This is a genomic window from Pseudanabaena sp. PCC 9330, from assembly GCF_055795045.1.
The window spans coordinates 103,738-128,249 of the sequence record NZ_JAYFES010000107.1 but is presented as its reverse complement, the minus strand read 5'-3'; the positions used below and the strand labels follow the sequence as shown (position 1 = coordinate 128,249).

Genomic DNA, 24,512 nt, shown 5'->3' with positions numbered 1-24,512 from the left:
GGAATAGCGCCAGGGCTTGCCTTTGTGCCGCCGCCTGAGATTGCTCCAGCCGTTGACTTATCAGGGTTGCCGCTGGTCAGCCCCTACGATCTAGGGACAACCACCCTGACCCAGACCGAGACGGCCTTTGATCGGGTGCCGCTGCCGCTGAATGGGGCGATCGCCCTTCCCGCCACCCCTGGCCCGGTGCCCTGGGTGGTCATTCTCCACGGTCGCCATGCCGGGTGCCACTTTGTCCCCGACGGGCTCAGCCAGTGGCCTTGCCCTACTGGTACCGAAACCCGCTTTGATTGGGGCTTTGCCTACCTGGCCCAGGCTTTGGCCGAGGCGGGCTACGGAGTATTGATCCCCAATCTCAATGCAGCCTTTACCGAGACCTTTGGGGCCATCGCCGCCAACCGCAACGACCTGGCTGACCAGCGTAGCGGTCAGATTCTCGATGCCCACCTGACTCGCCTGGCCCAGGCTAATCAGGGCGATGAGATGGGGTTTGGCCTGCCGCTGACAGGGCGGGTTGACCTGGCCCAGTTGGCGGTGGTGGGCCACTCTATGGGCGGTGGGGCAGCGGCGCTCAGCGCCATCCAGCGAGCCGGAGCGGAAGGTGCTATGGTCGAGGGCCTCGGCCCGATCGCAGCCCTAGTCTTGATCAGCCCCACCCGCAGCTATCCCATGCTTCAGCGGCCCGATGCCTACCAACTGCCCGATGTGCCGACGGTTGTGGTAGCTGGGGGGTGCGATCGCGATATTTTTGACCTCAGCAGCCTCTACTACGTCGAAACCGCTCGGCAGCAATCGCGCCAGACCCCGGTGCTCGGTCTGCTGCTGCCGGGGGCCAACCATAACTTTTTCAACACGGCTGTTGTGGAGGACGACTACTACCGCAATCCCAATAATGCGCCGTTGTGCAACCCCCAGCGCTCGCGCGATCGCCTCTCCCGCGTCGCCCAAGAAACCTTTCTCAGCCAGTACATACCGGCATTTTTAGAAGCCGTCTGGGGGGCAAAAAAACCTGCCGCTTTGGCCCTAGACCCTACTCGCCCGGCACCGGGCGAGGCGTATAATCTGCCCGTGTTGTCGCAGCTGATTGTGCCCGCAGCCCAGCGCTACCCGGTGTTTGATCCCGGCGATGCCAGCCCAGTAACCCCTAGTCAGGGGTTGCTGTTGACCCAGTGCCAGGCCTTTACAACCTGTACTCCAGGGCCGCGACCCTATCCTCACTTTTTGGATTTGCTGACGGTGGCTTGGCAAACCCCTACAGAGTCCCTCACCCTGCCCCTCGGAGGAGTAGATATCTCTGCCTTTAGCAGCCTAGACCTACGCCTGGCCCCAGATGCGACCTGGGCTTTGCCACCGGGGCAGCCGGCGATGGCGATCGTGCTGCGCGACCAGCGGCACAACGCCGCTCGGGTTGAGATTCTCTCGACGGTGCCTGCCCTGCGCCAGTTTGAGAGCGACTCCGTCCACGGGTTCACGGCGCCACTCTACCCCAGCAGCCTGCGCATTCCCCTGGGCCAGTTTCACGGGGTCGACCTGACGGCGATCGCCAGCGTGTCACTGGTCTTTGACCACACGCCCCAGGGCAAACTACACCTAGCCAGCGGGGAGTTTGTGCGGGCCTCAGATCAAGGCACTCTATCTCCCCGATCGCCTTAACGATCGCATTGCGTTCAAATTGGTGAGTCAAGGCCAGACAAGTGGTACTCAACCGTCTATTCACCCCGCCCCGCGACTTCCCTCCACCGCACCACCTCCGGCACCGTCTCCACCAAAAGATTTCCCTGAGAAAAGACATGGGTCACCGTCGCCCGACGGCGGATCGCCTCGTAGGGGCTATCGGCATCGAGCACAATCAAGTTGGCTGGTTTGCCGACTTCAAGACCGTAGGAATCTTGGAGAGAAAGCGTTTTAGCACCATTGACGGTGATCATGTCGTAGCAGGCGGCGATTTCGTCTTGGCCGGTCATCTGGCAGATGTGGACGGCCATCGATGCCACTTCTAACATGTTGCCGCTGCCCAGGTTGTACCAGGGGTCTTGGATGCAGTCGTGGCCCAGGCTGACGTTGAGGCCCTGCTGCCAGAGTTCTTTGACGCGGGTGACGCCGCGCCGTTTGGGGTAGGTGTCGGTGCGGCCTTGCAGGGTGATGTTGATCAGCGGGTTGGCGATAAAGTTGATCTGCGATCGCCCCAGCAGACCCATGAGCTTAGCGGCGTAGGCGTTGTTATAGCTGGCGAAGGCGGTGGTGTGGCTGGCGGTGACGCGGTCACCAAGGCCAGTCCGAATGGCGCAGGCGGCGACGACTTCGAGAAAGCGCGACTGGTCGTCGTCGATTTCGTCGCAGTGGATGTCGATCAGGCGATCGTACTGCTGAGCCAGCTCAAAAATCCGGTGGACAGACTGCACACCGTCTTCGCGGGTCATCTCATAGTGGGGAATGCCGCCCACGGCGTCGGCTCCTAGCTGGAGCGCTGCTGCCATTAGCTCTAGGTTGCCGGGGCTGCCGTAGAGGCCATCCTGCGGAAAGGCCACCACCTGCACGGTGATCCAGTCCTTCACCGCGTCGCGGACTTCGAGCAGAGCCTTGAGGCCGGTGAGGCTGGCTTCGCTGACGTCGATGTGGCTGCGCACAAACAGCACCCCCTGCTGGGCCTGGAGTTTGAGCGTGGCGATCGCCCGCTCCTTTACATCGTCAAAGGTGAGAAATGGTTTGCGATCGCGCCAGATCTCAATGCCCTCAAACAGAGTGCCGCTCTGGTTCCAGCGAGGTTGACCCACCGTCATGGCCGAGTCAAGGTGAATGTGCGACTCCACAAAAGGGGGGCTCACCAGCGCTCCACCCAGAGTGAGTTCCTGGGTGGCCTGGGCCGCGAGGTTAGGTGCCATCGCCCGAATGTAGCCCCCATCCAGGCCAATATCCACCGATTCTCCGCTGGGAAGTCGGCAGTCTCGCAAGATCATGTCCATGGTTAGATCGTCTCCTGATGAGGTTCCCCGCAGGGTTTGGCTTTGACTATACCAAGTCTGCTGAGGTGCTGATTAGACCAGAGCTAGGGGCTTCCCCAGCTTGCCGACCACAGAAATCCCCAGCTTTAGAACGGGTCTAAAGCTGGGGATTTCTGTGGTCGATGTAGAAATAGCCTGAGAATAACTCATCTCAAAAGATCAACCTGGGGGCAACCCAGCCGGTTGAGTGCACACCCATCTTTAGACAGAGAAGTTGAGATATTCTCAACAGCCCCTACGTCCAGTGGCGAACTTGACCCACTGGGCCGATCGCGGCGAGCGCCCCGACAAGGTTTAGCGGCAACACTCAGGTGGGATAGTCTCAGGCGGGTGCTGCGCTGGGGTGCGCTGAGCTAGCGCGCCGAGGCAGCAAATAACCCTGGGGCATAGGCCTCGATCACCTTGCCGGTGCGAGCACAAGTAATCATGAGATAGTCACAGGCGGCACATTGGGTGCGCACCATCTGATCAGGGCTAATATGGTGCCTTTCGGCTAGATGGCCACAGTTAGGGCAATGAACCTGTTGAGAATAACCAATCATCTGGATGACTCCGGCAGCTATTTAGTAGGGTGAATGAAAATGATGAGATAAATCAGAGATATTATTTGGAGCCTAGTTTTTGCCAAAAATAAACTCGCAATGACGATTAACATTGCGAGGATAATGTGAGCGCTACTTTCAGGCGCTGTAGGTCAAGCGCCAAAGGCTAAAAATTCTGTTCCCTATAGCAGCTATTATGTCGCTGATTTTCGGGAGGTGCAACTTTTTTTTATAAATGCTTAACCTTGGGATCAGCCTGCTGGTGATGATCCCCGCCGTTGGAGAGAGTCGATCGCGCCATCTTAAGCGGCTAGCTCTATGCCCACTGACATAAGCACAAATTACCAAAATGTAAAGCCGCTACTGATAGAAATTGGATCCCTGCCAGTGAGATCCTGAGGGTGACTGCTTAGGTCTAGATGGAGACAAACTATTTTTAGGTTCCTGGGTTTTAGCCACGGCTCACGGATCGAGAAAGAGGAATTAATTTCATCTATTTTCATTAAGAGAACTGCTAATTGTCTCTCTGATTACTGTTTTTTTAAATATTTTGCCAACCTATGCGCTACCAAATTCGTCACTTGACTCACTATCGCTATCAGCAACCTGTGACGCTGTACAACCACACGGTACGGCTGCGCCCCCGCAGTGATGGCGCTCAACGGTTGATCGCGTTTAGCCTGGAGGTGACCCCCATTCCTAGCCAGCAGACGGCCATTGCTGACACCGATGGCAACACGATTGACGGGCTTTGGTTTGCCGCCGTGCCGACCGATCAACTCACCCTGGTGACCACCGCCGAGGTCGAGACCTACCGCGCTAACCCCTTTGACTACTTGACTGAGCCCTGGGCCGCCACCCTACCGGTGGACTACCCCAGTACCCTACGGACAGTGCTGTTGCCCTATCTCAGCCCCAGCCACGATCCGATCGCCCCAGGCATAATCGATCTGGCCCAGCAGATCGCCCAGCAGGTCGAGGGCAATGTGGGCTACTTTCTCACGACCCTAGTGGCCCAAATCTACGAGACCTGTGACTATATCACTCGGCCCACCGGTTACCCCTGGCCAGCGGGGGTGACCTGGGCCAACCGGCGGGGTAGCTGCCGCGATTTTGCGGTGGTATTTATCGAGGCCTGTCGGGCCATGGGGCTGGCGGCCCGCTTTGTCAGCGGCTATGAGGAGGGCGATCGCACCGTGACAGAGCGCGATCTCCACGCCTGGGCTGAGGTGTATGTGCCTGGGGGTGGCTGGCGGGGCTTTGACCCCACCCACGGTCTCACCGTAGCCGATCGCCACATCGCTGTGGTAGCTAGTCCTTTTCCGACCCAGACGCTGCCGATTAATGGTACTACCCAGGAGGGCAGCCGCACAGAGTCAACCCTAGAGACCGAGGTCCGGGTTGAGGTGATAGAAGACTGAAGACTAGAGATAGAGTTTCTCAGGAGTAGGAGACCCCTACCGCCCTAGGGTTCTGCGAGCTTGCTGGCGCTGCTCTTTGGCCGGGGCGTAGTCAGGGTCAACTTGCAGGGCTTTGTCGAAGGCCACAATAGACTGGTCGTAACGTTCTAGAGCCCAAGTGGCCTCACCCATAATAGTCCACGCCTCTGCCGACTCGCGGTTGCGGGCGATCGCTTCCTCCAGGGCGGCGATCGCCTCCGCTGACCGCCCCAGTCGTTGCAGCACTCGACCGCGATCGAGCCAGCCCTCAAACATGGCCGGCATCAGACGGTTGGTTTCTTCGTACAGCGCCAGGGCAGCCAGCAGCCGACCCTGCTGCTCTTCGGCGTTGCCCTTGCTGCGTACAGCCTCGGGGTAGTAGGTGCTATAGGCCAGGGCATCATCGCAGGCGGCGATGGCTTCGCTGGGGCGTTTGAGGGCAATTAGGGCTTTGCACCGCCCCAAGTAGGCCGGAGCCGAGTCAGAGCGAACAGCGATCGCCTCGTCATAGGTGGTTAACGCGTCGGGGTAGCGCTTTTGCTGGAGACGCTGGTCGCCTCGACTAACCAGGTAGGCGGTCTTTTCGGCGGGGGGTAGTAGTAGGCCCAGATCTGTAGCTAGGGGCGGCACCTGGGTTGATTCAAAGGCGATGCTGGCTTGGTCGCCGTTGGGGGTAAAGGCAATGGTAAGGCCGCTGCGCCATAGCACCAGAGCCAGAGCCCAGGTGCTCAGCAGACCAACCGCCGCCAGCGATCGGGGCCGAAAACGGGGTTTTAAATCATGGTGCAGGGGCTCGGGCGATCGACCGCTGCCGTTGGCATAGGCTAAATCGACCGGCAGCAGCGCGGTCGAATCTTGGTCGTCGGCAAAGGCGGTGGGTTCTGAGGTCTCCATCGGCCCAGCTGTCGTGTCGTGATCTTCCCCCGGAATCGTAGGGCCATAGCCGTTGGCACCCTTCATCCAGGTTTGATAAATCTGATTGTTCAGCAGCCCCTGCATAGGGTTGGGCAAATTTTGTAGAGCTTCGAGGGCTTCCTGGGCGGTGGGGTAGCGATCGCGAAAGTCGTAGCGCACCATTTTGTCGAGCACCGCCGCCAGCGACGACGATACGGTGGGGGCGTGCCGCCGCCAATCTAGCTCGCTGGTCTCTGGGTCTTCCTCAATTTTTTGGGGGTGCATACCGGTCAACGCCCGAATGCCCAAAATGCCCACCGCATAGACATCGCTACTAAACCGGGGTTTGCCCGCGTACTGCTCATTGGGCATATAGCCGTGGGTGCCAATGGCCACTGTAATGTTGGTGGCCCCAGTCTCGGCATCGAGCAGCGGTGATGAGGTGACCTGCTTCACTGCGCCAAAGTCGATCAGTACCAGCTTGCCGTCGCGGTGGCGGCGAATCAAATTAGAGGGCTTCACATCGCGGTGAATCACCTGCTGGCGATGGACAAAGGAGAGAATCTCCAGCACCTCTTGTAACAGCAGCACCACCCGAGTCTCTGACCAAGGTTTGCCCTCCTCCACCTGGCGGGTGAGGCGGCTGCCGTCAATATATTCTTGAGCCAGGTAAAATTCCTGGTCTTCTTCAAAGTGGGCCATCAAGGCAGGAATTTGGGGATGATTGCCCAACTGATAGAGCACCCTAGCCTCGGTATCAAAAAGACGACGGGCCATATCCAGGGTGCCCGTATCTTTGTCTTGAACCTTAAGCTGCTTAATGACGCACTGAGGGTGGTTGGGCAGGTGAATATCGGTCACTAGGAAGGTGCGGCTGAACCCTCCTGACCCCAGCCGTCGGATAACTTGATACCGCCCCCCCAGTAATGCCTGCTCCATGCTGCTCAAGATGTCTTTGCCAGCCTGGTCATTTAACTATGTTTCCTTTGAATCTAAAGGCTATCGGTAACGCCAGGCCAATCGGTCAGTCGAGTTTCTTAACCGTTGATCGTTGATTGCCAAGCACAGGGGTTTCTAAAACCCTGCTCTAGCGATCGCATCAACCCCAAGGTAAAGCCAACTCTACTGTGTGTAACAAAACCGATCGGTGTGACAACACAGATTAATGCACCAGGTCTAGTTTAGGCTCTAAGTCGAAGGGCAGAACTGCTCTGTAGAAACAACTCAGCGCAGTTTAGCCGCAACTTTACACTCGGCTATGATGCCTATAGCGGGCCACTGAACGATCCATGGGGCAGTTGGCTCATTGACCAGAGCATAGTTTGGCGATCGGCCTGGGCAAACTAGTGGTCTAAGCTTAGAGTCTGAAGCTTAATCTTTAATAACGACACGCTAGTTCAATGACGGCACCTTGGCACTGGTGGTGCCATGTCTGCTGCCATGATCTCTTGACTCCCTAGCTTTAGACGGTTGTGACCTGCTTCTCCAGGCACTGCCTCTACATTCCCTGCCCTCTTCGCTACGGTTGCCCCCATGCAACAGCTTCCTATTGCCGATGCCGAGCTTTGTCTAGCCGTGCTGAGCCACCTACCTGAGGCCGTCATCGCGGTTGACCAGACTGGGTGCCTTTTATTCTGCAATGCTGCCGCTGAGGCAATGCTGCCGGGGGGCATTGCGGGGCTAGCGATCGATGACGAGACCGCCAAATATCGGGTGCTCAGCCGTCACCATCGCCCCTTTGATAGGGCCGACATGCCCCTCGCCCGAGTGCTGGCCGGGCAGCACCTCCAAGATGAGGAGCTGCTGCTATCGGTGGGAGCACCACCCCAGCTTCAGTGGGTGGCCTTGACCAGCCACCCCTTCAGCCTACCGGGGCAACCTGGCGCTGCGCTGCTGACTCTGCGGGATATTTCTGCTGCCAAACAGCGAGAGACCGCCCTGATCAAACAAGGATTTTGGGATGCGGTGACCGGGCTACCCAATCGCCTGCTGCTGCTAGATCGGCTGGCCCATGCCCTGGCTCTGGCCCATGGTCAGCCTCACCGCTTGATGGCGCTGTTGTTTATCGCCCTGAGCGGCCTCGAAGCAGCCCAGGCCAGCACTCTGGCCGAGCTAGGCACTCGCCTGCGGGCTCAGGTCGGCCCTGCCGCCACCCTCGCTCGCATTGAGGAGCAAGAGTTTGTAGTTTTAGTGGCAAACCTCAGCACTAGCACCACCGCCATTGACCTAGCTGAACAGATCTATGCCGCTGTTACCGAGCCGGGCCTGCCTGGGGCGATCGCCCTCAACGCCCAGATTGGCATTGCCCTCGGCCCGGCAAACTACCAGACCGCTGACGACTGGCTGCACGATGCGGCCTTGGCGGCGCACCAAGTTGAAGCCGGTGCCGATCAATCTTGGTGTATTTTTGATAACTCGCTGTGGATGCAGCAAGATCTAAACCTGCAAACCGAAATTGATCTACGCCAGGCCCTGGAGCGGGGCGAGTTGCGCCTGCACTACCAGCCCATCGTCACCATTAACAATCAAGAAATTAGCGGGTTTGAAGCCCTGGTGCGGTGGCAGCACCCCACCAGGGGGCTCTTGCAACCGAGTGAGTTTATCGGCATTGCCGAGACCAGCGGCCTGATTATTCCCCTGGGGCGCTGGGTGATGGCCGAAGCTTGTCGTCAAATGCAGGCTTGGACGGAACAATACCCGGCCATGGCCAACTTTACAGTTAGCGTCAACATGTCGAGTAAGCAGTTTTACCAGCCGCACCTAATCGAAGAAATTCGGCAGCTGCTGGATGAAACCGGGTTTTCGCCCCATCGGCTCAAGATTGAAATGACGGAGGGGGTGCTGATTGACCACTCTGACTCAATTATCTCGACCCTAGAACAGCTCAAGGCCATGGGCATTAAGCTATTAATCGACGATTTTGGCACCGGCTACTCGTCGCTGAGCTATCTGCACCGTTTTCCCTTCGACTGTCTCAAAATCGACCGCTCCTTCATTGAAAACGCTGACCAAGACTTTGAGAAGCTGGAGATTTTGCAATCGGTGGTGCGCCTAGCCTGGAACCTGGGTCTAGATGTGGTGGCCGAAGGCATTGAGACCCCGCGCCACCACGCCCAGCTCAAGGCACTGCGCTGTGAGCTGGGCCAGGGATATTTGTTTTCGCGCCCCCTGGCCCCCGACGCCGTAGAAGCTATGATGACGAAGAAAATTGCCCCAGATCACCCCGCCCCAGCCCCAAGTCTGGGGCGAGAAAAACCGTAGCTGCCCCCCATGCTGATTCGCAAACTGCTCGACTGCCCCGAATTTATTGCTGGCGACGGCACCCAGCTGCGGGAGCTGCTGCACCCCGACAAACAGGCCATTGACCTGCGCTACAGCTTAGCCCACGCGGTAGTGCCAGTGGGCCAGGTGTCTACCCCCCACTCCCTAACCACCTCCGAGGTCTACTACATTCTCTCTGGCCAGGGGGAGATGCACATTGACGACGAAACCAGCTGGGTAGAGCCAGGAGATACGGTCTACATTCCGCCCCAGGCTCGTCAGTACATTCGCAACACGGGCGATCGCCCGCTGGTCTTTATCTGTCTGGTCGACCCCGCCTGGCGACCGGAAGACGAGACTGTATTTGACTCGATTTAGGTCTGGGCTAGGCTCTCAAGCTGGGTCTGAAGTGATTCTTTATGCTGCGCCCCAGGCTGATCAGCCGCTGCCCTAGAGAAGGCGGAGCAGACCTGAGGCTACAGTGCTTGAGCTGGGCGAGAAGCTGCGCTAGGTCAGCATCTCCCTGGGCGAGCCGGGCAGCCACGCAGTGGGGCTTGTTTTGGCAGGCGGTGCAGAGCATAGGCATTGGCCCCAATGGGCTTAGGGATAGGCTAAAGGCAAACGTTGGGGAAGGGAGTCTCATCTCCAGAAGCGATCTCCTCGGGGTGTGGCCAGACTGCTAAGGGGCGTGATAAGCACAGCAGTCCGAGGATCTAGGTGCACTAGAGGGGCTTTCGAGCCCAGGGCACAACCGCATCCAGCATTGGCCCACCCTATATTTTGCGACAGCGAAATTAAAAGCTGTTTGTCCTGAACCGAATTGATCCTGAAGCTTTTGTTTTAGGCCCAGGTCTGGCCGGGCGCTGGCATTAGCCAACCAGTTGTCATTCTGGAATGGTTAATGTTGTGCCTTTCAGGATTCGGTCTAGCCTAAAGCCAGGCTGCGGTACCATAGCCGCAGGCCCGTTGTGAGTTTTGGGTAGCTGCCATGTCTGTATCGACAACTGCACTGCAAGAGGTTCGTCAGCGCGATCGCGCCTGCCTAGAAGGTCATACCCCCTACGAGCACATCCAGGCTCTCCACGAGATCTGGCCCCTGGTAGCCGAGAAGTACGGCAACACGGTGGCCCTCAATGACCCCCACGGCCACCCGGCCGCTACCCTCACCTACCGCCAGCTGTGGGAAGCAATTCGCACCTTTGCCAGCGGCTTGCAGGCGTTGGGCATAGAAAATCGCGCCCACGTGGCCCTGTTTGCCGACAATAGCCACCGCTGGTTTATTGCCGACCAGGGCATCATGACTGCCGGGGGCATGAACGCGGTGCGCAGCGGCACCGCTGAAAAAGAAGAGCTGATCTACATCGCTGAGCACAGCGAGAGCACCGTGCTGATTGTGGAGTCGCTGGCGCTGCTGCAACGGCTGCGCGATCGCCTTGATACCCTGCCCATTTCCCTGGTGATTTTGCTCTCCGATGAGCAGCCTCCTGAGGGCGATCGCCTCAAGATTCTCAACTTTAGCCAGCTGATGGCCCTGGGGGGCGATCGCCCCTACAGCCCCGTCACCGTCAAGCCGGAAGATCTAGCTACGCTGATCTACACCTCGGGCACCACTGGCCAGCCTAAGGGAGTGATGCTCAGCCACCGCAACCTGCTGCACCAGATCAACACCCTAGGGTCGGTGGTGCAGCCAGAACCGGGCGATCGCGTCGTTGGCATTTTGCCCTCTTGGCACAGCTTTGAGCGCACCGCCGAATATTTTCTGTTTTCCCAGGGCTGCACCCAGACCTACAGCAGCATTCGCCACCTCAAGGCCGACCTCAAGGCCACCAAACCCCAGTACATGGTGGGGGTGCCCCGCCTGTGGGAGTCGATCTACGAAGGGGCTCAAAAGCAGTTTCGAGATCAAAGCCCCGGCAAGCAAAAGCTGATCTTTACCTGCTTTGGCCTCAGCCAACGCTACGTCGAAAATCTCTGGCGCTGGCAGGATATGAAAATTGACGAGCAGGCGATCTCCCCCCTGGGGCGGCTGGGGTCGGGAGTGATGGCCCTGGTGCTGTGGCCGCTGCACCAGCTGGGCAAAAAGCTGGTCTACGGCAAGGTGCGCGAGGCCACGGGCGGCCAGGTGAAGCAGCTGATCAGCGGCGGTGGTTCTCTGGCCCGGCACATCGACATTTTCTTTGAGATCATCGGCGTGCCCCTGCTGGTGGGCTACGGCCTGACCGAGACCGCCCCGGTGCTCTCGGCCCGTCGCCCCTGGCGCAACCTGCGCGGAGCCGCCGGGCAGCCGATTCCCTTTACTGAGATCAAAATTGTTGACCTTGAGACCCGGCAAGAACTGCCCCAGGGTAGTCAGGGGCTGGTGCTAGCCCGAGGGCCGCAGATTATGGAGGGCTACTACCGCAACCCCGAGGCTACCCAAAAGGCGATCGACTCCGAAGGCTGGTTTGATACGGGCGATCTGGGCTGGATCAGCCGCGACGGCAACGTGGTACTCACTGGCCGCGCCAAGGACACCATCGTGCTCACCAACGGCGAGAATATCGAGCCCCAACCCATCGAAGATGCCTGCATTCGCAGCCCCTACATCGACCAGATCATGCTGGTGGGTCAAGATCAGCGATCGCTCGGCGCGCTGATCGTTCCCAACCTCGATGCCCTCCAGGGCTGGGCAGCAACCCAATCGCTGTTTATCGCGGTGCCTGGCGACGACACCTCGCCCCCCGCCGACTGCACCGCCATCACCCTCGACGACCAGCGGGTACAGAAGCTGTTTCGCGATGAACTGGCCCGCGAGGTCAAAGATCGCCCCGGCTATCGTCCCGACGATCGCGTTGGCCCCTTCCGCCTGATTCTTGAGCCCTTTGCGATCGAAAACGGCCTGCTCACCCAGACCCTAAAAGTGCGCCGCCCCGTGGTTACGTCACGGTATCGCGATATGATTGACGCGATGTTTGTGTAGCTGCCGGTGGTGTAAAGACTTCACTAACCTGCGGCTGCGCCCTGTGAAATAGTCCGGCCCCAGACTGCGGCGGTCGTATTCGGTATTGGTGATTTCTTTTATTTAAGTCAAAGATTATGGATGAGAATCAAGCGTTGCTGCTCAAGCGAGTAGTCAACATCAAGGCCATCGTGACCCCCCTCTGGAAAGAAGAGGCCCAGAAGCAGCTGCAAGCCCAAATCAACCAGGTTGATGGTCGCCTCCAGCAGCTCGAAATGCAGGGTCAGCGCATGGTCACCGAGCTGCAGAAGCAGGCTGAAACCCAGCCCGGCAGCGCTGCCGCGATCCAGCAGCAGATGGGCAATATTCAAAATCAGCTCAACCAAGACAAGAGCAAGCTGCTGCAACAAAAAAACCAAAATCTCCAGCAGCTGCAAGAGGTGCAAACCTTAGCTATGGATACAGAAGTTGAGCAGGGTAAGGTAGAAAGTTTCTTTAATGTCTCGGTCGGTGACAATCTGGTGCGCAAGCTCCAGGTGGAGATCTTGATCAAAGACGGTGTCATTCAAGAAATTCGGGGCGAATTCTAGCCTGGGGTATTTTGAGCGTTTGCCCGCTCAAAACCTATGCTTGAGCGGGCAAGCGCCCGAATGGTTCCGCCTTGGGGATAGAATAAATCCTTGGCATCTCTGCTGCTCTGTCGTCTTAAACCCGTTTCGGAAGCCATCTCCATGATTCGCGAAGTCTTCATGCCCGCCCTCAGCTCCACCATGACCGAAGGCAAGATTGTGTCCTGGGTCAAAGCACCCGGCGACAAGGTGGAAAAGGGCGAAACCGTGGTCATTGTCGAGTCAGACAAGGCCGATATGGATGTGGAGTCGTTCCACGAGGGCATTTTGGCGGCGATCGTGGTAGAAGCGGGGGGCACGGCCCCGGTGGGAGAGGCGATCGCCCTCCTAGCTGAAACCGAGGCCGAGGTCGAAGCCGCCAAACAGCAGGCTGCCGCTAAAGCCGGTGCCGCCGGGGGCGAATCCACTCCTGTGCCAGCCGCTGCTCCGGTAGCCATAGTCGAGGCCCCCGCCCCCGCCGCCCAAAACGGTGCTGCGTCCGCTGGCAGCGGTCGGATGGTGATTTCGCCCCGCGCCCGCAAGCTGGCCAAAGATCTCAAGGTTGACCTTGCCACCCTCCAGGGCAGTGGCCCCCACGGACGCATTGTGGCTCAAGATGTCGAATTGGCGGCGGGCAAAGCCCCGAGCCTGGCTGGCCCGATCGCCACCCCGATCGCCGCTGTGGCCCCGCCGGTATCTGCTCCGATTCCCGCTGCCGTCCCGGCCCCCAGCAGCGCCCCCCTAGGCCAGGTGGTGCCCTTCAACACGCTACAGCAGGCGGTCATCCGCAATATGATGGTCAGCCTGGCGGTGCCTACCTTCCACGTGGGCTACACCATTACCACCGACAATCTAGACGCCCTCTACAAGCAGATTAAATCCAAAGGCGTGACTATGACCGGCCTGCTGGCCAAGGCCGTGGCCGTCACCCTGCAAAAGCACCCTCTGGTCAACGCGGGCTATACCGACCAGGGCATTCAGTACCGGGCGGGCATTAACATCGCCGTGGCCGTGGCCATGGAAGGGGGCGGGCTAATCACCCCCGTGCTCAAAAATGCCGACCAGGCCGATATCTATTCGCTGTCGCGCACCTGGGCCGACCTAGTAGCCCGCTCCCGCTCTAAGCAGCTTCAGCCCGACGAGTACAACTCCGGTACCTTCACCCTGTCAAACCTGGGCATGTTTGGGGTCGATCGCTTTGACGCGATTTTGCCGCCGGGGCAGGGGTCGATTCTCGCCATTGGGGCCTCGCGGCCCACGGTGGTCGCCACCGCCAATGGCCTGATGGGCGTCAAGCGGCAGATGCAGGTCAATATCACCTGCGACCACCGGGTGATCTACGGGGCCGATGCCGCCGCCTTCCTCAAAGATCTGGCCGACGTGATCGAGAACAATCCCCAGTCGTTGACGCTGTAGGGTGTCTCCGCACAACCCTGCCAATTCAGCATCTGTATTGGTAGGGTTGTGCCGTTTTGCGTTTAAGGCGGTGCATTGCGTCAGCAATGCACCCAACAAGACCCTACCCATGAGCGTCGATCAATTAGCAGCCCTGGATTGACCACCAATAGGCTAATCGGCCAGGTTTTCGCAACCTGGCCCCATTTTTCGTTACCTTTGTTAAAGATTCGTTTACTCCCCGCCTTTGGAGCTTTCCCATGCTGCGTTTAGAGCACATCAGCAAGATTTACCCCACAGGGGAAGTTCTCAAAGACGTCAATTGGGAAGTGAAGCCGGGCGATCGCATCGGCCTAGTCGGCGTCAACGGTGCGGGCAAGTCAACCCAGCTCAAAATCATTACCGGCAAGACCGAGCCCACCACCGGCACCATCATTCGCCCCGCCGACCTCAAGATTGCCTATCTCTCCCAGGAGTTTGAGGTTGACCCCAGCCACACCGTGCGCGACGAATTTTGGACGGTGTTCAAAGAAGCCAACGAGGTGCAGTCAAAACTGCATCACATTCCCACCCTGATGGAGACCGCCGACCCCGACGAGCTCGATCGCCTCATCCACGAGTTGGATAAGCTACAGCGACGGTTTGATGCTCTGGGTGGCTACGGTCTAGAGGCGCAGATTGAGAAGATCTTGCCCGAGATGGGTTTTGAGGCGACAGACGGCGATCGCTACGTCAGCGAGTTTAGCGGTGGCTGGCAGATGCGTATGGGCCTGGGCAAAATTTTGCTGCAAGCCCCCGACGTGCTGCTGCTTGACGAGCCCACCAACCATCTAGATCTTGACACTATCGAGTGGCTAGAGCAGTACCTCAAAAAACTCACCACCCCCATGGTGATTGTCTCCCACGATCGCGAGTTTCTCGATCGCCTCTGCACCCAGATCGTTGAGACCGAGCGGGGCGTCTCTACCACCTACCTAGGCAACTACACCGCCTACCTCACCCAAAAAGAAGAAAACCTGGCCGCCCAGCTCAGCACCTTTGAGCGCCAGCAAAAAGAAATTGCCAAGCAGCAGGCCTTTGTCGATCGCTTCCGGGCCAGCGCCACCCGCAGCACCCAGGCCAAAAGCCGCGAAAAGCAGCTAGAAAAAGTCGAGCGCATTGAGGCTCCCACCGGCAGCGTGCGCACTCTGCACTTCCGTTTTCCCCCTGCCCCTCGCAGCGGGCGTGAGGTGGTGACCATTTCTGACCTCACCCACAACTACGATGAGAAAATCTTGTTCCTCGGTACAGATCTGCTGATCGAAAGGGGCGATCGCATTGCCTTTCTCGGCCATAACGGCTCGGGCAAATCGACCCTGCTGCGGATGATCGCCGGGCTAGAAAAACCTGCCGATGGCAGCGTCAAAATGGGCGATCACAACGTGATCCCCAGCTATTTTGAGCAAAACCAGGCCGAAGCTCTGGATCTAGAAAAAACCGTGATCGACACCATTCACGACGAGGTGCCCGACTGGACCAACGAAGAAGTGCGCACCCTGCTGGGGCGGTTTTTGTTCACAGGCGATATGGCCTTTAAGCAGGTCAAGGCCCTCAGCGGCGGCGAAAAGGCCCGTCTGGCCCTGGCCAAAATGCTGCTGCGCCCCGCCAACCTGATGATGCTCGACGAGCCCACCAACCACCTCGACATCCCCGCCAAGGAAATGCTCGAGGAAGCCCTCCAGCACTACGACGGTACCGTGCTGCTGGTCTCCCACGATCGCTATTTTATCTCCCGCGTGGCCACCAAAATTGTCGAAATTCGCGATGGCGAACTGCGGCTGTACCGGGGCGACTACCACTACTACCTCGATAAAGTAGCCGAAGAGGCGGCTGCGGCCCAGCAGGCGGCCCTAGAGGCCGAGAGAAAGGCAAAGGCCGAGGCCAAGCGCAAACAGCAGCAGGAAAAGCGCAAAGCTAGCGCGACCAAGTGAGTGCGCCGCAGCAAGTGCAACAGAGCGGTGAGTTTACAAAATGATGCAGTTGTAGAGTAATATGCCTGTTATAAAAAATTTCTCTTAAGTTAACTGCCTACCTCGATTCTGCTGTTGACGCCTTTGAAAAGGTTGTCTATGTTGCAGAGGTATGGCCATAGCCCGTTACTAGGCCGCAGATATCAATACTAGTGTGTCTGGCGCTTTTCCCTCAGCGTAATGGTTTCAGCCTTTTTAAGGCCCCCTGGTGCAAAGCTGGGGCGCAATTTTGGGATTTTATGATGGCTGAGACGTTAGTCCAAGTCCCTAAGGATTTTTACCTATGAGTCAAACGTCAATCCCGCCGATGGTGTTGGTTATTCTCGACGGCTGGGGATATCGGGAAAATAGCGATGGCAATGCGATCGCCGCCGCTAAAACCCCTGTGATGGATAGTCTTTGGGCTGCTTATCCCCACACCCTGATTCGTACATCGGGCAAGGATGTGGGCCTCCCTGAAGGCCAGATGGGCAACTCTGAAGTCGGTCACCTCAACATTGGGGCGGGTCGCATCGTGCCCCAAGAGCTGGTGCGCATTTCTGACGCCGTTGAAGACGGCACCTTGCAAGAAAACGAAGCTCTGCTGGAGGTGTGCCAGGCGGTGCGCTACCGCCACAGCAAACTGCACCTAGTGGGCCTGTGTTCTGAGGGCGGGGTGCATTCTCACCTGCTGCACCTGTTTGGCCTGCTGGAGATGGCCAAAGCCCAAGATATTGAGGAAGTCTGCATCCACGTCATCACCGACGGCCGCGACACCAAGCCCACCGAGGGCAAGATAGTGGTGCAAAAAATTCAAGATTTTGTCGACCAGCTGGGCCTAGGGCGGTTGGTCACCCTCAGCGGTCGCTACTACGCCATGGATCGTGACAACCGCTGGGATCGCGTGGAGAAAGCCTACCGGGTGATGACTGACCCCGGCCAGGGCAGTGGCCAGAGCGCTATGGCAGCCCTCTTGGCTTCCTATGATCAAGAGATTAACGACGAGTTTGTCGAACCCGTGCGGCTGGCCCCCGGTGCGATCGCCCCCGGTGACGGCGTAATTTTCTTCAACTTTCGCCCCGATCGGGCTCGGCAGCTCACCCACGCCCTGGTTGACCCCAGCTTCAAAGGCTTTGAGCGGGAGTTGATTGCCCCCTTGAGCTTGGTCACCATGACCCAGTACGACCCCGAGATGCCGGTGCAGGTGGCCTTTCATCCCCAAAACCTGAGCAATATCTTGGGCGAAGTGGTAGCCAACCACGGCCTCAAGCAGTTTCGCACCGCCGAAACTGAGAAGTACGCCCACGTTACCTATTTCTTCAACGGCGGTCTAGAAGAGCCTTTGGAGGGCGAAGACCGAGAACTGGTGTCGAGCCCCATGGTGGCCACCTACGACAAGGCTCCAGCGATGGCGGCGGCGGCAGTCACCAAAACCGCCCTCGCCGCCATTGAGAAGGGGGTTTATTCTCTGGTGGTGATCAACTACGCCAACCCCGACATGGTGGGCCACACCGGCAAAATGGATGCTACCGTCACCGCCCTCCAGGCTGTCGATGAGCAGCTGGGTCGGCTCATTGAGGGCATCGGCAAAGCCGGGGGCACCGCCATTATCATTGCTGACCACGGCAACGCCGAGCTGATGTGGGACGAAAACCACAAACCCTGGACCGCCCACACCACCAACCCGGTGCCCTTCATTTTAGTCGAGGGTGAGAAGCTCAAGGTGCCCGCCTACGGCGGCGACGTCAACCTGCGCGAAGACGGGCGGCTGTCGGATATTGCCCCCACCATTCTGCAAATTTTGGGTCTGCCTCAGCCCCAGGAGATGACCGGGCGATCGATGTTTCTCCCCGCCGATGTGGAGATTCGCCACAACCGTACCCCAGTCAAGCTGTCGATCTAGGCTCTTTAACCTGGGGATCGCCCCACCGGTCTCTAGCCTTAGCGACCGAGTCTCGCCCTAGGGTATAGTGGAAGATAGTCTGGCCATGGCTGGGGGCTGCGATCGCCCCATAGGCAGCATCCACCGGCACCCCTTGCGGTTGAGCAGACCCGTTATCTTAAGAAGAATTAGTCTAAAAACGCGATGCTAGTCACCACAGTTTTGAAGGTTATTTGGATGATTGCCGCCGTGGGCCTGACGGCCCTGGTCATGCTGCACAGCCCCAAGGGCGATGGCCTAGGGGGCCTAGGGGGCCAAGCCCAGCTGTTTACCAGCACCAAAAGCGCCGAAACCACTCTCAACCGCGTGACCTGGACCCTGACAGTGCTGTTCATGGGGCTGACCGTGGTGCTGAGCGCCGGTTGGTTAGATGCCCCCGCTCTTTAGGCAATGGCCGCTGCCATCGTAAACCTCTGCTAAGAGAGCACTTCAGCTACTGCATATAAGCCCTGGCTGATAAAACGTAAAAGCCCTTCGTCCAACAAACGGAGGGCTTTTACGTTTTATCAGAGTAAATTAATTCCTACCAATCGCCAGACATGACCGCCAAAACTTGACCAGCGGTGGTCATGACTTGAATGGGTAGAGTCGGCTCCGACTCTTGGCGAGGAAACTGTACGAGCTGCAGCCCTGCCCCCACCGGCTCAACGGTGATTCGGTACAGGCCATCTTGCCAGTCTAGCCCCACCAGTCGGTGGTGCAGCAGCCAAACTTCGGCTAGCTCGCCTTGGTTAATTTGCTCAGGCTGGTCGCCGTCGTAGCAGCTCCAGGTGTCGTCTAGGGCCGTCCACACCCCCGAGAGGTAAAGGGGGTCGGTACGGGCACTGAGCCCATAGGTGGTGAACGAAAAGATTTCGTGGCTCCACCAGGCTTTGGCCATGTCTGCTAGGGGCTCGCTGTACAGGGCGACGCCGTAGCGGGGCATAGCCTCTAGCTGCTTGACGTGGGCTACCTCTGAGGGGCGCTGCCAGTCGGGTAGGCTCAGGCAAACATCGGCGGCGATCGCACCCAGCGTCGGTTCGTCAGGCGAGGCGACTAACTGACCGAGGGCAGAGTCTACCTGACCTAGCCCTTCTTGGGTGGAACCAAAAGAAACCGCCTGGGCAAGCTGGTTAGATGCAGCCAATAGCCCAGCAGAACCAGCACTCAGGGCAAAAACGAGAGCCGAGGCAGTCAAATAACTCATGAACAAAAATGCGGGTTAAATGGAAGGGTGGCGAAATTGACAGGACGCGGAAGCGGTTTAGCCCCTGGCAAAAGCGAGGCTAAACTCTAGGGCGATCGCCATTGTCAGCGCGCTAGCGAATAAAGCGCTGATCAGTAGCCAGATAGGCTAATTTAGACGACTAACGGTGGCGATCGCCTAACAGAACAGAGTCGAGCTGTGGGGGGAAAGCTCGGGGCTGTGACACCCAGTAAAGAGGTACAGACTTGGCGTGGAGAGGAGCTGAAAACCAGTGCCGCCAACCTTCGCCTGAACAAGCTTTAGTCTAATACCAAGATAGCGGCTGAGAGCATTTCTGCGCTAAGAAAAATGCCACTTCTTTGGGATCGCAACAACTGGCCTCGGGGGGGGCTAGGAGAGATAATCGTTCTCGGGGGACAAGGCTTCTGCGGCCCGAGGCATCGCTGGCAGGGGATCGCCACCGTACACCGGTTTAACCGGCACTAGCTCTAGCTGACGAGGGCGATCGCCTGGGTGCTGCACCCCCTGACGACGGCGGCTAGAGATCGCCTCTTCGGTAGTTTCTTCGGCTACGACTTCGTAGAGGATCGCCTGTTTGCCACCACTGCCTTTGCGGAGAATGCGCCCCAGCCGCTGTACGTACTCGCGCACAGAGCCGCTGCCGGAGAGCAAGATTGCCACTCGGGCTTCGGGTACGTCTACTCCTTCGTTGAGCACGTGGCTGACCACCAGGGTGGGGTAGTCACCACTACGAAACCCCTGAAGTACGGCGTGGCGCTCTTTGACCGGGGTCTGATGGGTGATGGCGGGGATCAAGAAGGTCTCAGAGATCTGGTAGACCGTAGCATTGTCATTGGTAAATATAAGTGTGCGGTCTGGATGGTGCTGAGCCAGCAGATCTGCCAGCACCCGCAGCTTGCCTTCAGTACCGAGGGCGATCGCCCTCGCCTCTCGGTGGGCCAGCATAGCCCGCCGCCCGGCCCCAGACTGGGCACTGGCCCGCACAAACCGCTGCCATCCCTGGGCCGAGCTGAGCCAAATATTGGCCTCCTGCAAAAACTGGTTGCGCTGGGCCATCAGCTGGCTGTAGCGCGATCGCTCCTCATCCGACAGCTTGACTTTAATCGGCACGATCTGAAATGGGGCCAGAGCATCGCCCGACAGATCTGCCGCTGACTTGGCGTAGACCACCGGCCCCAGCAGATGGGTTAAATCCTCGTGGCGGCCATCGGCGCGATCGGGGGTGGCGGTCAGCCCCAGCCGGTAGGGCGCGATGGAATATTCGGCAATCACCCGATTAAAGTCGCTGGGCAGGTGGTGACACTCGTCGCAGATCAGCAGGGCATACTGGTTGCCCAGGCTCTCGGCGTGGATGGCGGCGCTGTCGTAGGTGGCCACCAAAATCGGGGTGCGATCTTTTGATCCACCACCCAAAAGCCCCACTTCTACATCGGGAAAGGCGGCTTTCAGGTGGGCGTACCACTGATGCATGAGATCTAGCGTCGGCACGGTGATTAGTGTCGATCGCGGGGTGGCCTGCATGGCCATCTGGGCCAGGTAGGTTTTGCCGCTGGCGGTGGGCAGCACCACCACACCCCGCCAGCGCTGGTCAATCCAAGACTGGAGGGCCTCTGTCTGATGGGCATAGGGCTCTAGGGTGAGCTGGGGATCAAGCGCTAGGGGAGTAAAGGTCTGGGTCTGGTCGTTGAAGGACACCTGCTCGGCCCTCAGGGTTTCGACCAGGGTGCGGTACTGCTGGGCGGGAATGCGAAATTTCTCGATGCGATCGTCCCAGTGGGCGAAGTCAACCCAGCTTTTGCCCCTGGGGGGCGGGTGCAAGATCAGGGTGCCGCGATCGTAGGTGAGGGTGGGTGTGCGCCCCATGGTGTGTGGTAATTGCTGAAGGTATTGTAGCGAGAGGCGCAACGGCAAGATTTTTTCACTTAGCCCCGCTGGCTGAGCACCCAGCGGCGAAACACTTCGACGATGATTTTGGCGGTGCCGTCGCTAAGGCGCACAACGTCGTGGTTGGTCAGGGTAGCTAGACCAGCGGCAAAGGTATCGTCGTCTAGGCCAGACTCTGCTTGCAGATCGTCCTCGGCTAGACCGTCGGGGTGAGGAGCTAGAGCAATGAGAATTGAGTGCTGCCCTGGCGCGTCGTGGCCTGCCTGCGCCCAGACTCCAGCAAAGTAGGGCTTGCCCTGGGCAAAAAACTCGGGCTGGCTAATGACGGTCTGCACATCGGCGACAGTGAATTTGGCCTCGCGGGGCTGCTGGCGCTCAAAGACCTGGTCGTTGTAGCGGCGCACCAGCTGAAAGCCGATGAGCTGGGTGAGGTAGGGCTGCCCAGCGGTGAGCTGCCAGATCTCATCGAGGGCGTCGTAGTCGTAGTCGAGGGGGAAGTCGCTGCCGGGGTTGGGCAGCAGAGTTTGTACTGTGGCGGGCTTAAAGAAATCAACTTTGATGGGGATGACGCTGGCAAAGAAGGGCTGAAAGTAGTCGGCAGACATTTCTCGCAGGGTGTGTAGCCCGGCGAAGGCAAAGCCCACCCTGGGGCTGTCTTGCACCAGCCCCCGCAGGTAGGCCATAAAGCTGGCCTCTAGCTTGCCCGCTTCGATCAGTTCTTCAATTTTCTCAAATTCGTCGAGGGCGATGATCAGCCCTTTGCCCTGGGCGAGGGTGTCGGTGGCCCGGCGCAAAAAGCGCTCAAAGGTGCGCGACGGGCTAGTTTCCATATCGGCATCGCTGGGCGGGGCGATGGCGAGGGTGGTGGCGACCTGATCGCTGATGGCCAGCAGCACATCGCTGAGGGTTTCGGCCCCGGCGCTTTTAAGCAGGTTGACGTAGGCGATGTGAATGCCTGAACCCAGCCGAGGCTCAATGTTTTTGAGAATGGAGGTTTTGCCCATGCGGCGGTGGCCGTAGATGACCACCGATTGCAGGTGGTTGCCCATCAGCCACAGCTCTTGCAGCTGACGCATGATGTCGTCGCGCCCCACGAACAGGTCGCCCTCGACTGGGTCGCCGATGACGTAGGGATTTTGTACTGGCTGGGCGAGGTTGAGTTCGCCCACCTCGGCGGTGATGTCGAGCAGGGCATTGCGCCAGGTTTTGGCGATTTCGATCACCAGGGAGCGCTCGGCTTCGGGTAGGTCGGCTTCGTGTTCAATAATGTGTTGCAGTTCGCCCAGGGCGCGGTTGGTGGCGAAGGCGCGGGCGGTGCGAGAGGCGCTGGCCTGGGCGGTTTTGGTGTCGGCAACGACGTTACAAAAGCGGTTGATGGCTTCCCAGGTTTGGGGGCGGAGGGTGCGATCGCGCGGCAGATCGGGCAGCTCGATGGCGGCGATTTGCTCGGTGGTTTCGGCGGCGTCGAAGAGGGCGAGGAGGCTGGCGAGGCCGTGCATTTCTTCGCCGTGGCGAATGTCGCGGATGACAGCAAAGGCGCGGGCGGCTTCGGCGGGTTGTTCCTCGTGGAGATACCAAAAGCCAGCGGCGGCAGCGCGGGCAGGAGTATCAAGGCGAGGGGCGGTGTTAAAGCGGGATACCAGTCTCCCCCGGAATGGCAAAATAATAAGTCCTTTTACAAACCGCGCTCTAAGAGCATTTCCTAACGAGGCTGAGCTATACCTGATTAAATTCCAATCAAAAGGAGACTGAGTGATTTGAGCAAACTTTGACAGTAATTCACTGCTAGGGAGTGGCTTTAGCGCTTTATTTATGGCTCCTGAAACTGGAATAAACTGATAGGTATAAGCCAGAATTTCATTTGCATTAAGAGCAGCTAGTCCCCAATTGCAGCGAAAATTTTGCTGCAATATACGAGTGCTAAATGAAATTGGTAATGGTGTAATTGAGGCAATTGACCATAAGTATCTCTTTAGTTTAAGGGGTTTTATTAAAATTAATAGCAGCCAACTATCAGGTCGTACAATCGCCACACCAAACGCTACGACTACCGCCACGCTGAATGTTACGCCAAATACCACGATGAACGCTATGCCTAGCACTACGCCTGCTGCTAATCCGAATGCTAAGCCGACCGCCATGCCTGCCGACACGCCATATACTACGCCCCCTGTTATGCCTGCCGCTACGCCTACCGCTACGCCGAACGTCATGTTCCCTATTACACTTGCCGTACTTGCCGTTACGCCTAAAGTCACCCCTAACGCAACACCACCTGCTACACCTAATGCCACGCCACCCCCCACGCCCAGCGCAACGCCCACCGCTATGCCGTACGCAACGCCCACCGCTATACCGTATGCCACGCCTAACCAATTCACAGAGAAACCCAAATTTTCTAGTAAATAGCTCAGTAGTAAAGGAGTGGCATTAGTAAGTAAGACTCCCTGAAGTAAAAGGTTTCGTTGCACTCGATTGGTACGTAAAATTTCAAACCCATTTCGCCAGTTCAACTCGCTGCTTGAAATATATCCACCGCCAAACTGATCTATATACCACCGCAATGCTTGAGGAAAATAAAACACCCAAAACAGTAACCGCAAGTAATCAAAAGGGTTCCACAGCGAGAGGGGGCGGTTGAGTTTTGGGGCCAGATCTAGGCGCAGGTTGGCCAGGTCGTCTTTAGCCACAGTGGAGTACCCCCTGCCGCAAAATCCCCTCCTCGGAGTGGTAGGGGTAGGTTGGCTCAAGCTGAGACACCCCTACCCCCCTCCGAGCAACTCTCTCAAGCAAGTAGGAGGGTGCTAAAAAGTACGAGTTTGAGGCTGGGGCGTTCATAATCTTCTCGATTGCTGGACGCAGGATAATCTTCCGGTTTTACCAATGGTCTGAATTCTTCTAATGAAGTGGTTTTTGGCAGCTGATAGAACTTCAGAACGATGACAACAATTTAATGAACTCTGTTGCCTTCAGAATCATAATTTGTTGGTGGTTTGCCAATAATAAAAGATGCTTATCTCCTGTAACAATGTGGGTTGCATTGCCAATGACGGCACATTCTATAACCATATCGTCATCCGGATCGTCGGAGACAACTTGAAGTGTTCCTGGAATCTTGACTAAGCGAGAGAATCCACGCACTTCCTCCACAGCTGCCTGTGCCATCTCTTCAGAAAACCTGAACTTGACAAGCAGCTTTTCGGCAAACTCATCTAAAATTTCCTGGCAGGTCACAGATTCGATCTGCCCTATTTTTGCCAATGCCAGACATCGAAATGGGTTGCTGTTTGTAGACAATAGGGCGGAGATTAAGATGTTGGTGTCAAAAACTACGGCATAGTGCATTAAAAGTCACTTTAAAGAGCCAAGGATTCCAAGCTTTGGTTTAGCTGATGGCACCAGATCAAGGCTG

General features: G+C 57.9%; 18 protein-coding genes. 10 read left to right on the top strand and 8 right to left on the bottom strand.

All coding sequences use genetic code 11. The features are described from left to right. Nucleotides 1-24 precede the first annotated feature (24 nt). Nucleotides 25-1,653 carry an alpha/beta hydrolase gene (locus AC0QKW_RS14410; protein WP_473151769.1) on the top strand — a complete coding sequence of 543 codons (1,629 nt, stop codon included), beginning with the start codon at nucleotides 25-27 and terminating at the stop codon, nucleotides 1,651-1,653. Between the two features lie 56 nt (nucleotides 1,654-1,709). On the opposite strand, the gene codA is transcribed toward AC0QKW_RS14410, so the two are convergent. Both codA and AC0QKW_RS14400 read right to left on the bottom strand, forming a co-directional pair. Further along, nucleotides 1,710-2,963: a cytosine deaminase gene (gene codA / locus AC0QKW_RS14405; protein ID WP_473151768.1), complete on the bottom strand. Its 1,254-nt coding sequence runs from the start codon at nucleotides 2,961-2,963 to the stop codon at nucleotides 1,710-1,712. Between the two features lie 392 nt (nucleotides 2,964-3,355). Next, nucleotides 3,356-3,544: a replication restart DNA helicase PriA gene (locus AC0QKW_RS14400; protein ID WP_473151767.1), complete on the bottom strand. Its 189-nt coding sequence runs from the start codon at nucleotides 3,542-3,544 to the stop codon at nucleotides 3,356-3,358. A gap of 560 nt (nucleotides 3,545-4,104) precedes the next feature. On the opposite strand from AC0QKW_RS14400, the gene AC0QKW_RS14395 reads away from it, so the two are divergent. After that, nucleotides 4,105-4,965: a transglutaminase family protein gene (locus AC0QKW_RS14395; protein ID WP_473151766.1), complete on the top strand. Its 861-nt coding sequence runs from the start codon at nucleotides 4,105-4,107 to the stop codon at nucleotides 4,963-4,965. A gap of 36 nt (nucleotides 4,966-5,001) precedes the next feature. On the opposite strand, the gene AC0QKW_RS14390 is transcribed toward AC0QKW_RS14395, so the two are convergent. Then, on the bottom strand, nucleotides 5,002-6,816 hold the full coding sequence (locus tag AC0QKW_RS14390; protein ID WP_473151765.1) for a protein kinase domain-containing protein: 1,815 nt from the start codon (nucleotides 6,814-6,816) through the stop codon (nucleotides 5,002-5,004). A gap of 594 nt (nucleotides 6,817-7,410) precedes the next feature. Here AC0QKW_RS14390 and AC0QKW_RS14385 point away from each other — a divergent pair. Together AC0QKW_RS14385 and AC0QKW_RS14380 are read left to right on the top strand one after the other, a co-directional pair. Continuing rightward, nucleotides 7,411-9,138, top strand: a complete 1,728-nt coding sequence (locus AC0QKW_RS14385; RefSeq protein WP_473151764.1) for a putative bifunctional diguanylate cyclase/phosphodiesterase — start codon at nucleotides 7,411-7,413, stop codon at nucleotides 9,136-9,138. A 9-nt stretch (nucleotides 9,139-9,147) separates the two neighbouring features. Beyond that, on the top strand, nucleotides 9,148-9,516 hold the full coding sequence (locus tag AC0QKW_RS14380) for a cupin domain-containing protein (RefSeq protein ID WP_473151763.1): 369 nt from the start codon (nucleotides 9,148-9,150) through the stop codon (nucleotides 9,514-9,516). A gap of 7 nt (nucleotides 9,517-9,523) precedes the next feature. Here the strand turns inward: AC0QKW_RS14380 and AC0QKW_RS14375 are convergent, their stop codons facing one another. Continuing rightward, nucleotides 9,524-9,724, bottom strand: coding sequence for a hypothetical protein (locus AC0QKW_RS14375; protein ID WP_473151762.1), 201 nt, complete (start codon nucleotides 9,722-9,724; stop codon nucleotides 9,524-9,526). Nucleotides 9,725-10,126: 402 nt separating this feature from the next. Between AC0QKW_RS14375 and AC0QKW_RS14370 the strand changes: the two genes are divergently transcribed. The 6 genes from AC0QKW_RS14370 to secG all read left to right on the top strand — a co-directional run bounded on the left by AC0QKW_RS14370 (nucleotide 10,127) and on the right by secG (nucleotide 18,396). Beyond that, nucleotides 10,127-12,097, top strand: a complete 1,971-nt coding sequence (locus tag AC0QKW_RS14370; RefSeq protein WP_473151761.1) for a long-chain fatty acid--CoA ligase — start codon at nucleotides 10,127-10,129, stop codon at nucleotides 12,095-12,097. A gap of 116 nt (nucleotides 12,098-12,213) precedes the next feature. Further along, nucleotides 12,214-12,666 carry a YlqD family protein gene (locus AC0QKW_RS14365; protein ID WP_473151760.1) on the top strand — a complete coding sequence of 151 codons (453 nt, stop codon included), beginning with the start codon at nucleotides 12,214-12,216 and terminating at the stop codon, nucleotides 12,664-12,666. 141 nt (nucleotides 12,667-12,807) lie between these two features. Further along, nucleotides 12,808-14,100: a dihydrolipoamide acetyltransferase family protein gene (locus tag AC0QKW_RS14360; protein ID WP_473151759.1), complete on the top strand. Its 1,293-nt coding sequence runs from the start codon at nucleotides 12,808-12,810 to the stop codon at nucleotides 14,098-14,100. 239 nt (nucleotides 14,101-14,339) lie between these two features. Beyond that, nucleotides 14,340-16,049, top strand: a complete 1,710-nt coding sequence (locus tag AC0QKW_RS14355) for an ABC-F family ATP-binding cassette domain-containing protein (protein ID WP_473151758.1) — start codon at nucleotides 14,340-14,342, stop codon at nucleotides 16,047-16,049. Nucleotides 16,050-16,371: 322 nt separating this feature from the next. Beyond that, nucleotides 16,372-17,970: a 2,3-bisphosphoglycerate-independent phosphoglycerate mutase gene (gene gpmI, locus AC0QKW_RS14350; protein ID WP_473151757.1), complete on the top strand. Its 1,599-nt coding sequence runs from the start codon at nucleotides 16,372-16,374 to the stop codon at nucleotides 17,968-17,970. Nucleotides 17,971-18,153: 183 nt separating this feature from the next. Further along, nucleotides 18,154-18,396, top strand: coding sequence for a preprotein translocase subunit SecG (secG, locus tag AC0QKW_RS14345; RefSeq protein ID WP_473151756.1), 243 nt, complete (start codon nucleotides 18,154-18,156; stop codon nucleotides 18,394-18,396). A 136-nt stretch (nucleotides 18,397-18,532) separates the two neighbouring features. Here secG and AC0QKW_RS14340 read toward each other — a convergent pair whose 3' ends face one another. The 4 genes from AC0QKW_RS14340 to AC0QKW_RS14325 all read right to left on the bottom strand — a co-directional run bounded on the left by AC0QKW_RS14340 (nucleotide 18,533) and on the right by AC0QKW_RS14325 (nucleotide 24,445). Next, on the bottom strand, nucleotides 18,533-19,195 hold the full coding sequence (locus AC0QKW_RS14340) for a hypothetical protein (RefSeq protein ID WP_473151755.1): 663 nt from the start codon (nucleotides 19,193-19,195) through the stop codon (nucleotides 18,533-18,535). A 390-nt stretch (nucleotides 19,196-19,585) separates the two neighbouring features. Next, a complete protein-coding gene (locus AC0QKW_RS14335; protein WP_473151754.1) occupies nucleotides 19,586-21,079 on the bottom strand; it encodes a DEAD/DEAH box helicase family protein in 1,494 nt (497 codons plus the stop codon). Nucleotides 21,080-21,138: 59 nt separating this feature from the next. Further along, nucleotides 21,139-22,761 (bottom strand): AAA family ATPase, encoded by a 1,623-nt coding sequence (locus tag AC0QKW_RS14330; RefSeq protein WP_473151753.1) that lies wholly within the window; start codon nucleotides 22,759-22,761, stop codon nucleotides 21,139-21,141. Nucleotides 22,762-24,031: 1,270 nt separating this feature from the next. Beyond that, nucleotides 24,032-24,445, bottom strand: coding sequence for a putative toxin-antitoxin system toxin component, PIN family (locus AC0QKW_RS14325; protein ID WP_473151752.1), 414 nt, complete (start codon nucleotides 24,443-24,445; stop codon nucleotides 24,032-24,034). Between the last annotated feature and the right edge of the window lie 67 nt (nucleotides 24,446-24,512).

What these genes read in the sequence shown, in the direction of transcription:
- codA (WP_473151768.1), bottom strand. Translation starts at nt 2,963, where the DNA reads ATGGACATGATCTTGCGAGACTGCCGACTTCCCAGCGGAGAATCGGTG.
- AC0QKW_RS14400 (WP_473151767.1), bottom strand. Translation starts at nt 3,544, where the DNA reads ATGATTGGTTATTCTCAACAGGTTCATTGCCCTAACTGTGGCCATCTA.
- AC0QKW_RS14395 (WP_473151766.1), top strand. Translation starts at nt 4,105, where the DNA reads ATGCGCTACCAAATTCGTCACTTGACTCACTATCGCTATCAGCAACCT.
- AC0QKW_RS14390 (WP_473151765.1), bottom strand. Translation starts at nt 6,816, where the DNA reads ATGGAGCAGGCATTACTGGGGGGGCGGTATCAAGTTATCCGACGGCTG.
- AC0QKW_RS14385 (WP_473151764.1), top strand. Translation starts at nt 7,411, where the DNA reads ATGCAACAGCTTCCTATTGCCGATGCCGAGCTTTGTCTAGCCGTGCTG.
- AC0QKW_RS14380 (WP_473151763.1), top strand. Translation starts at nt 9,148, where the DNA reads ATGCTGATTCGCAAACTGCTCGACTGCCCCGAATTTATTGCTGGCGAC.
- AC0QKW_RS14375 (WP_473151762.1), bottom strand. Translation starts at nt 9,724, where the DNA reads ATGCCTATGCTCTGCACCGCCTGCCAAAACAAGCCCCACTGCGTGGCT.
- AC0QKW_RS14370 (WP_473151761.1), top strand. Translation starts at nt 10,127, where the DNA reads ATGTCTGTATCGACAACTGCACTGCAAGAGGTTCGTCAGCGCGATCGC.
- AC0QKW_RS14365 (WP_473151760.1), top strand. Translation starts at nt 12,214, where the DNA reads ATGGATGAGAATCAAGCGTTGCTGCTCAAGCGAGTAGTCAACATCAAG.
- AC0QKW_RS14360 (WP_473151759.1), top strand. Translation starts at nt 12,808, where the DNA reads ATGATTCGCGAAGTCTTCATGCCCGCCCTCAGCTCCACCATGACCGAA.
- AC0QKW_RS14355 (WP_473151758.1), top strand. Translation starts at nt 14,340, where the DNA reads ATGCTGCGTTTAGAGCACATCAGCAAGATTTACCCCACAGGGGAAGTT.
- gpmI (WP_473151757.1), top strand. Translation starts at nt 16,372, where the DNA reads ATGAGTCAAACGTCAATCCCGCCGATGGTGTTGGTTATTCTCGACGGC.
- secG (WP_473151756.1), top strand. Translation starts at nt 18,154, where the DNA reads ATGCTAGTCACCACAGTTTTGAAGGTTATTTGGATGATTGCCGCCGTG.
- AC0QKW_RS14340 (WP_473151755.1), bottom strand. Translation starts at nt 19,195, where the DNA reads ATGAGTTATTTGACTGCCTCGGCTCTCGTTTTTGCCCTGAGTGCTGGT.
- AC0QKW_RS14335 (WP_473151754.1), bottom strand. Translation starts at nt 21,079, where the DNA reads ATGGGGCGCACACCCACCCTCACCTACGATCGCGGCACCCTGATCTTG.
- AC0QKW_RS14325 (WP_473151752.1), bottom strand. Translation starts at nt 24,445, where the DNA reads ATGCACTATGCCGTAGTTTTTGACACCAACATCTTAATCTCCGCCCTA.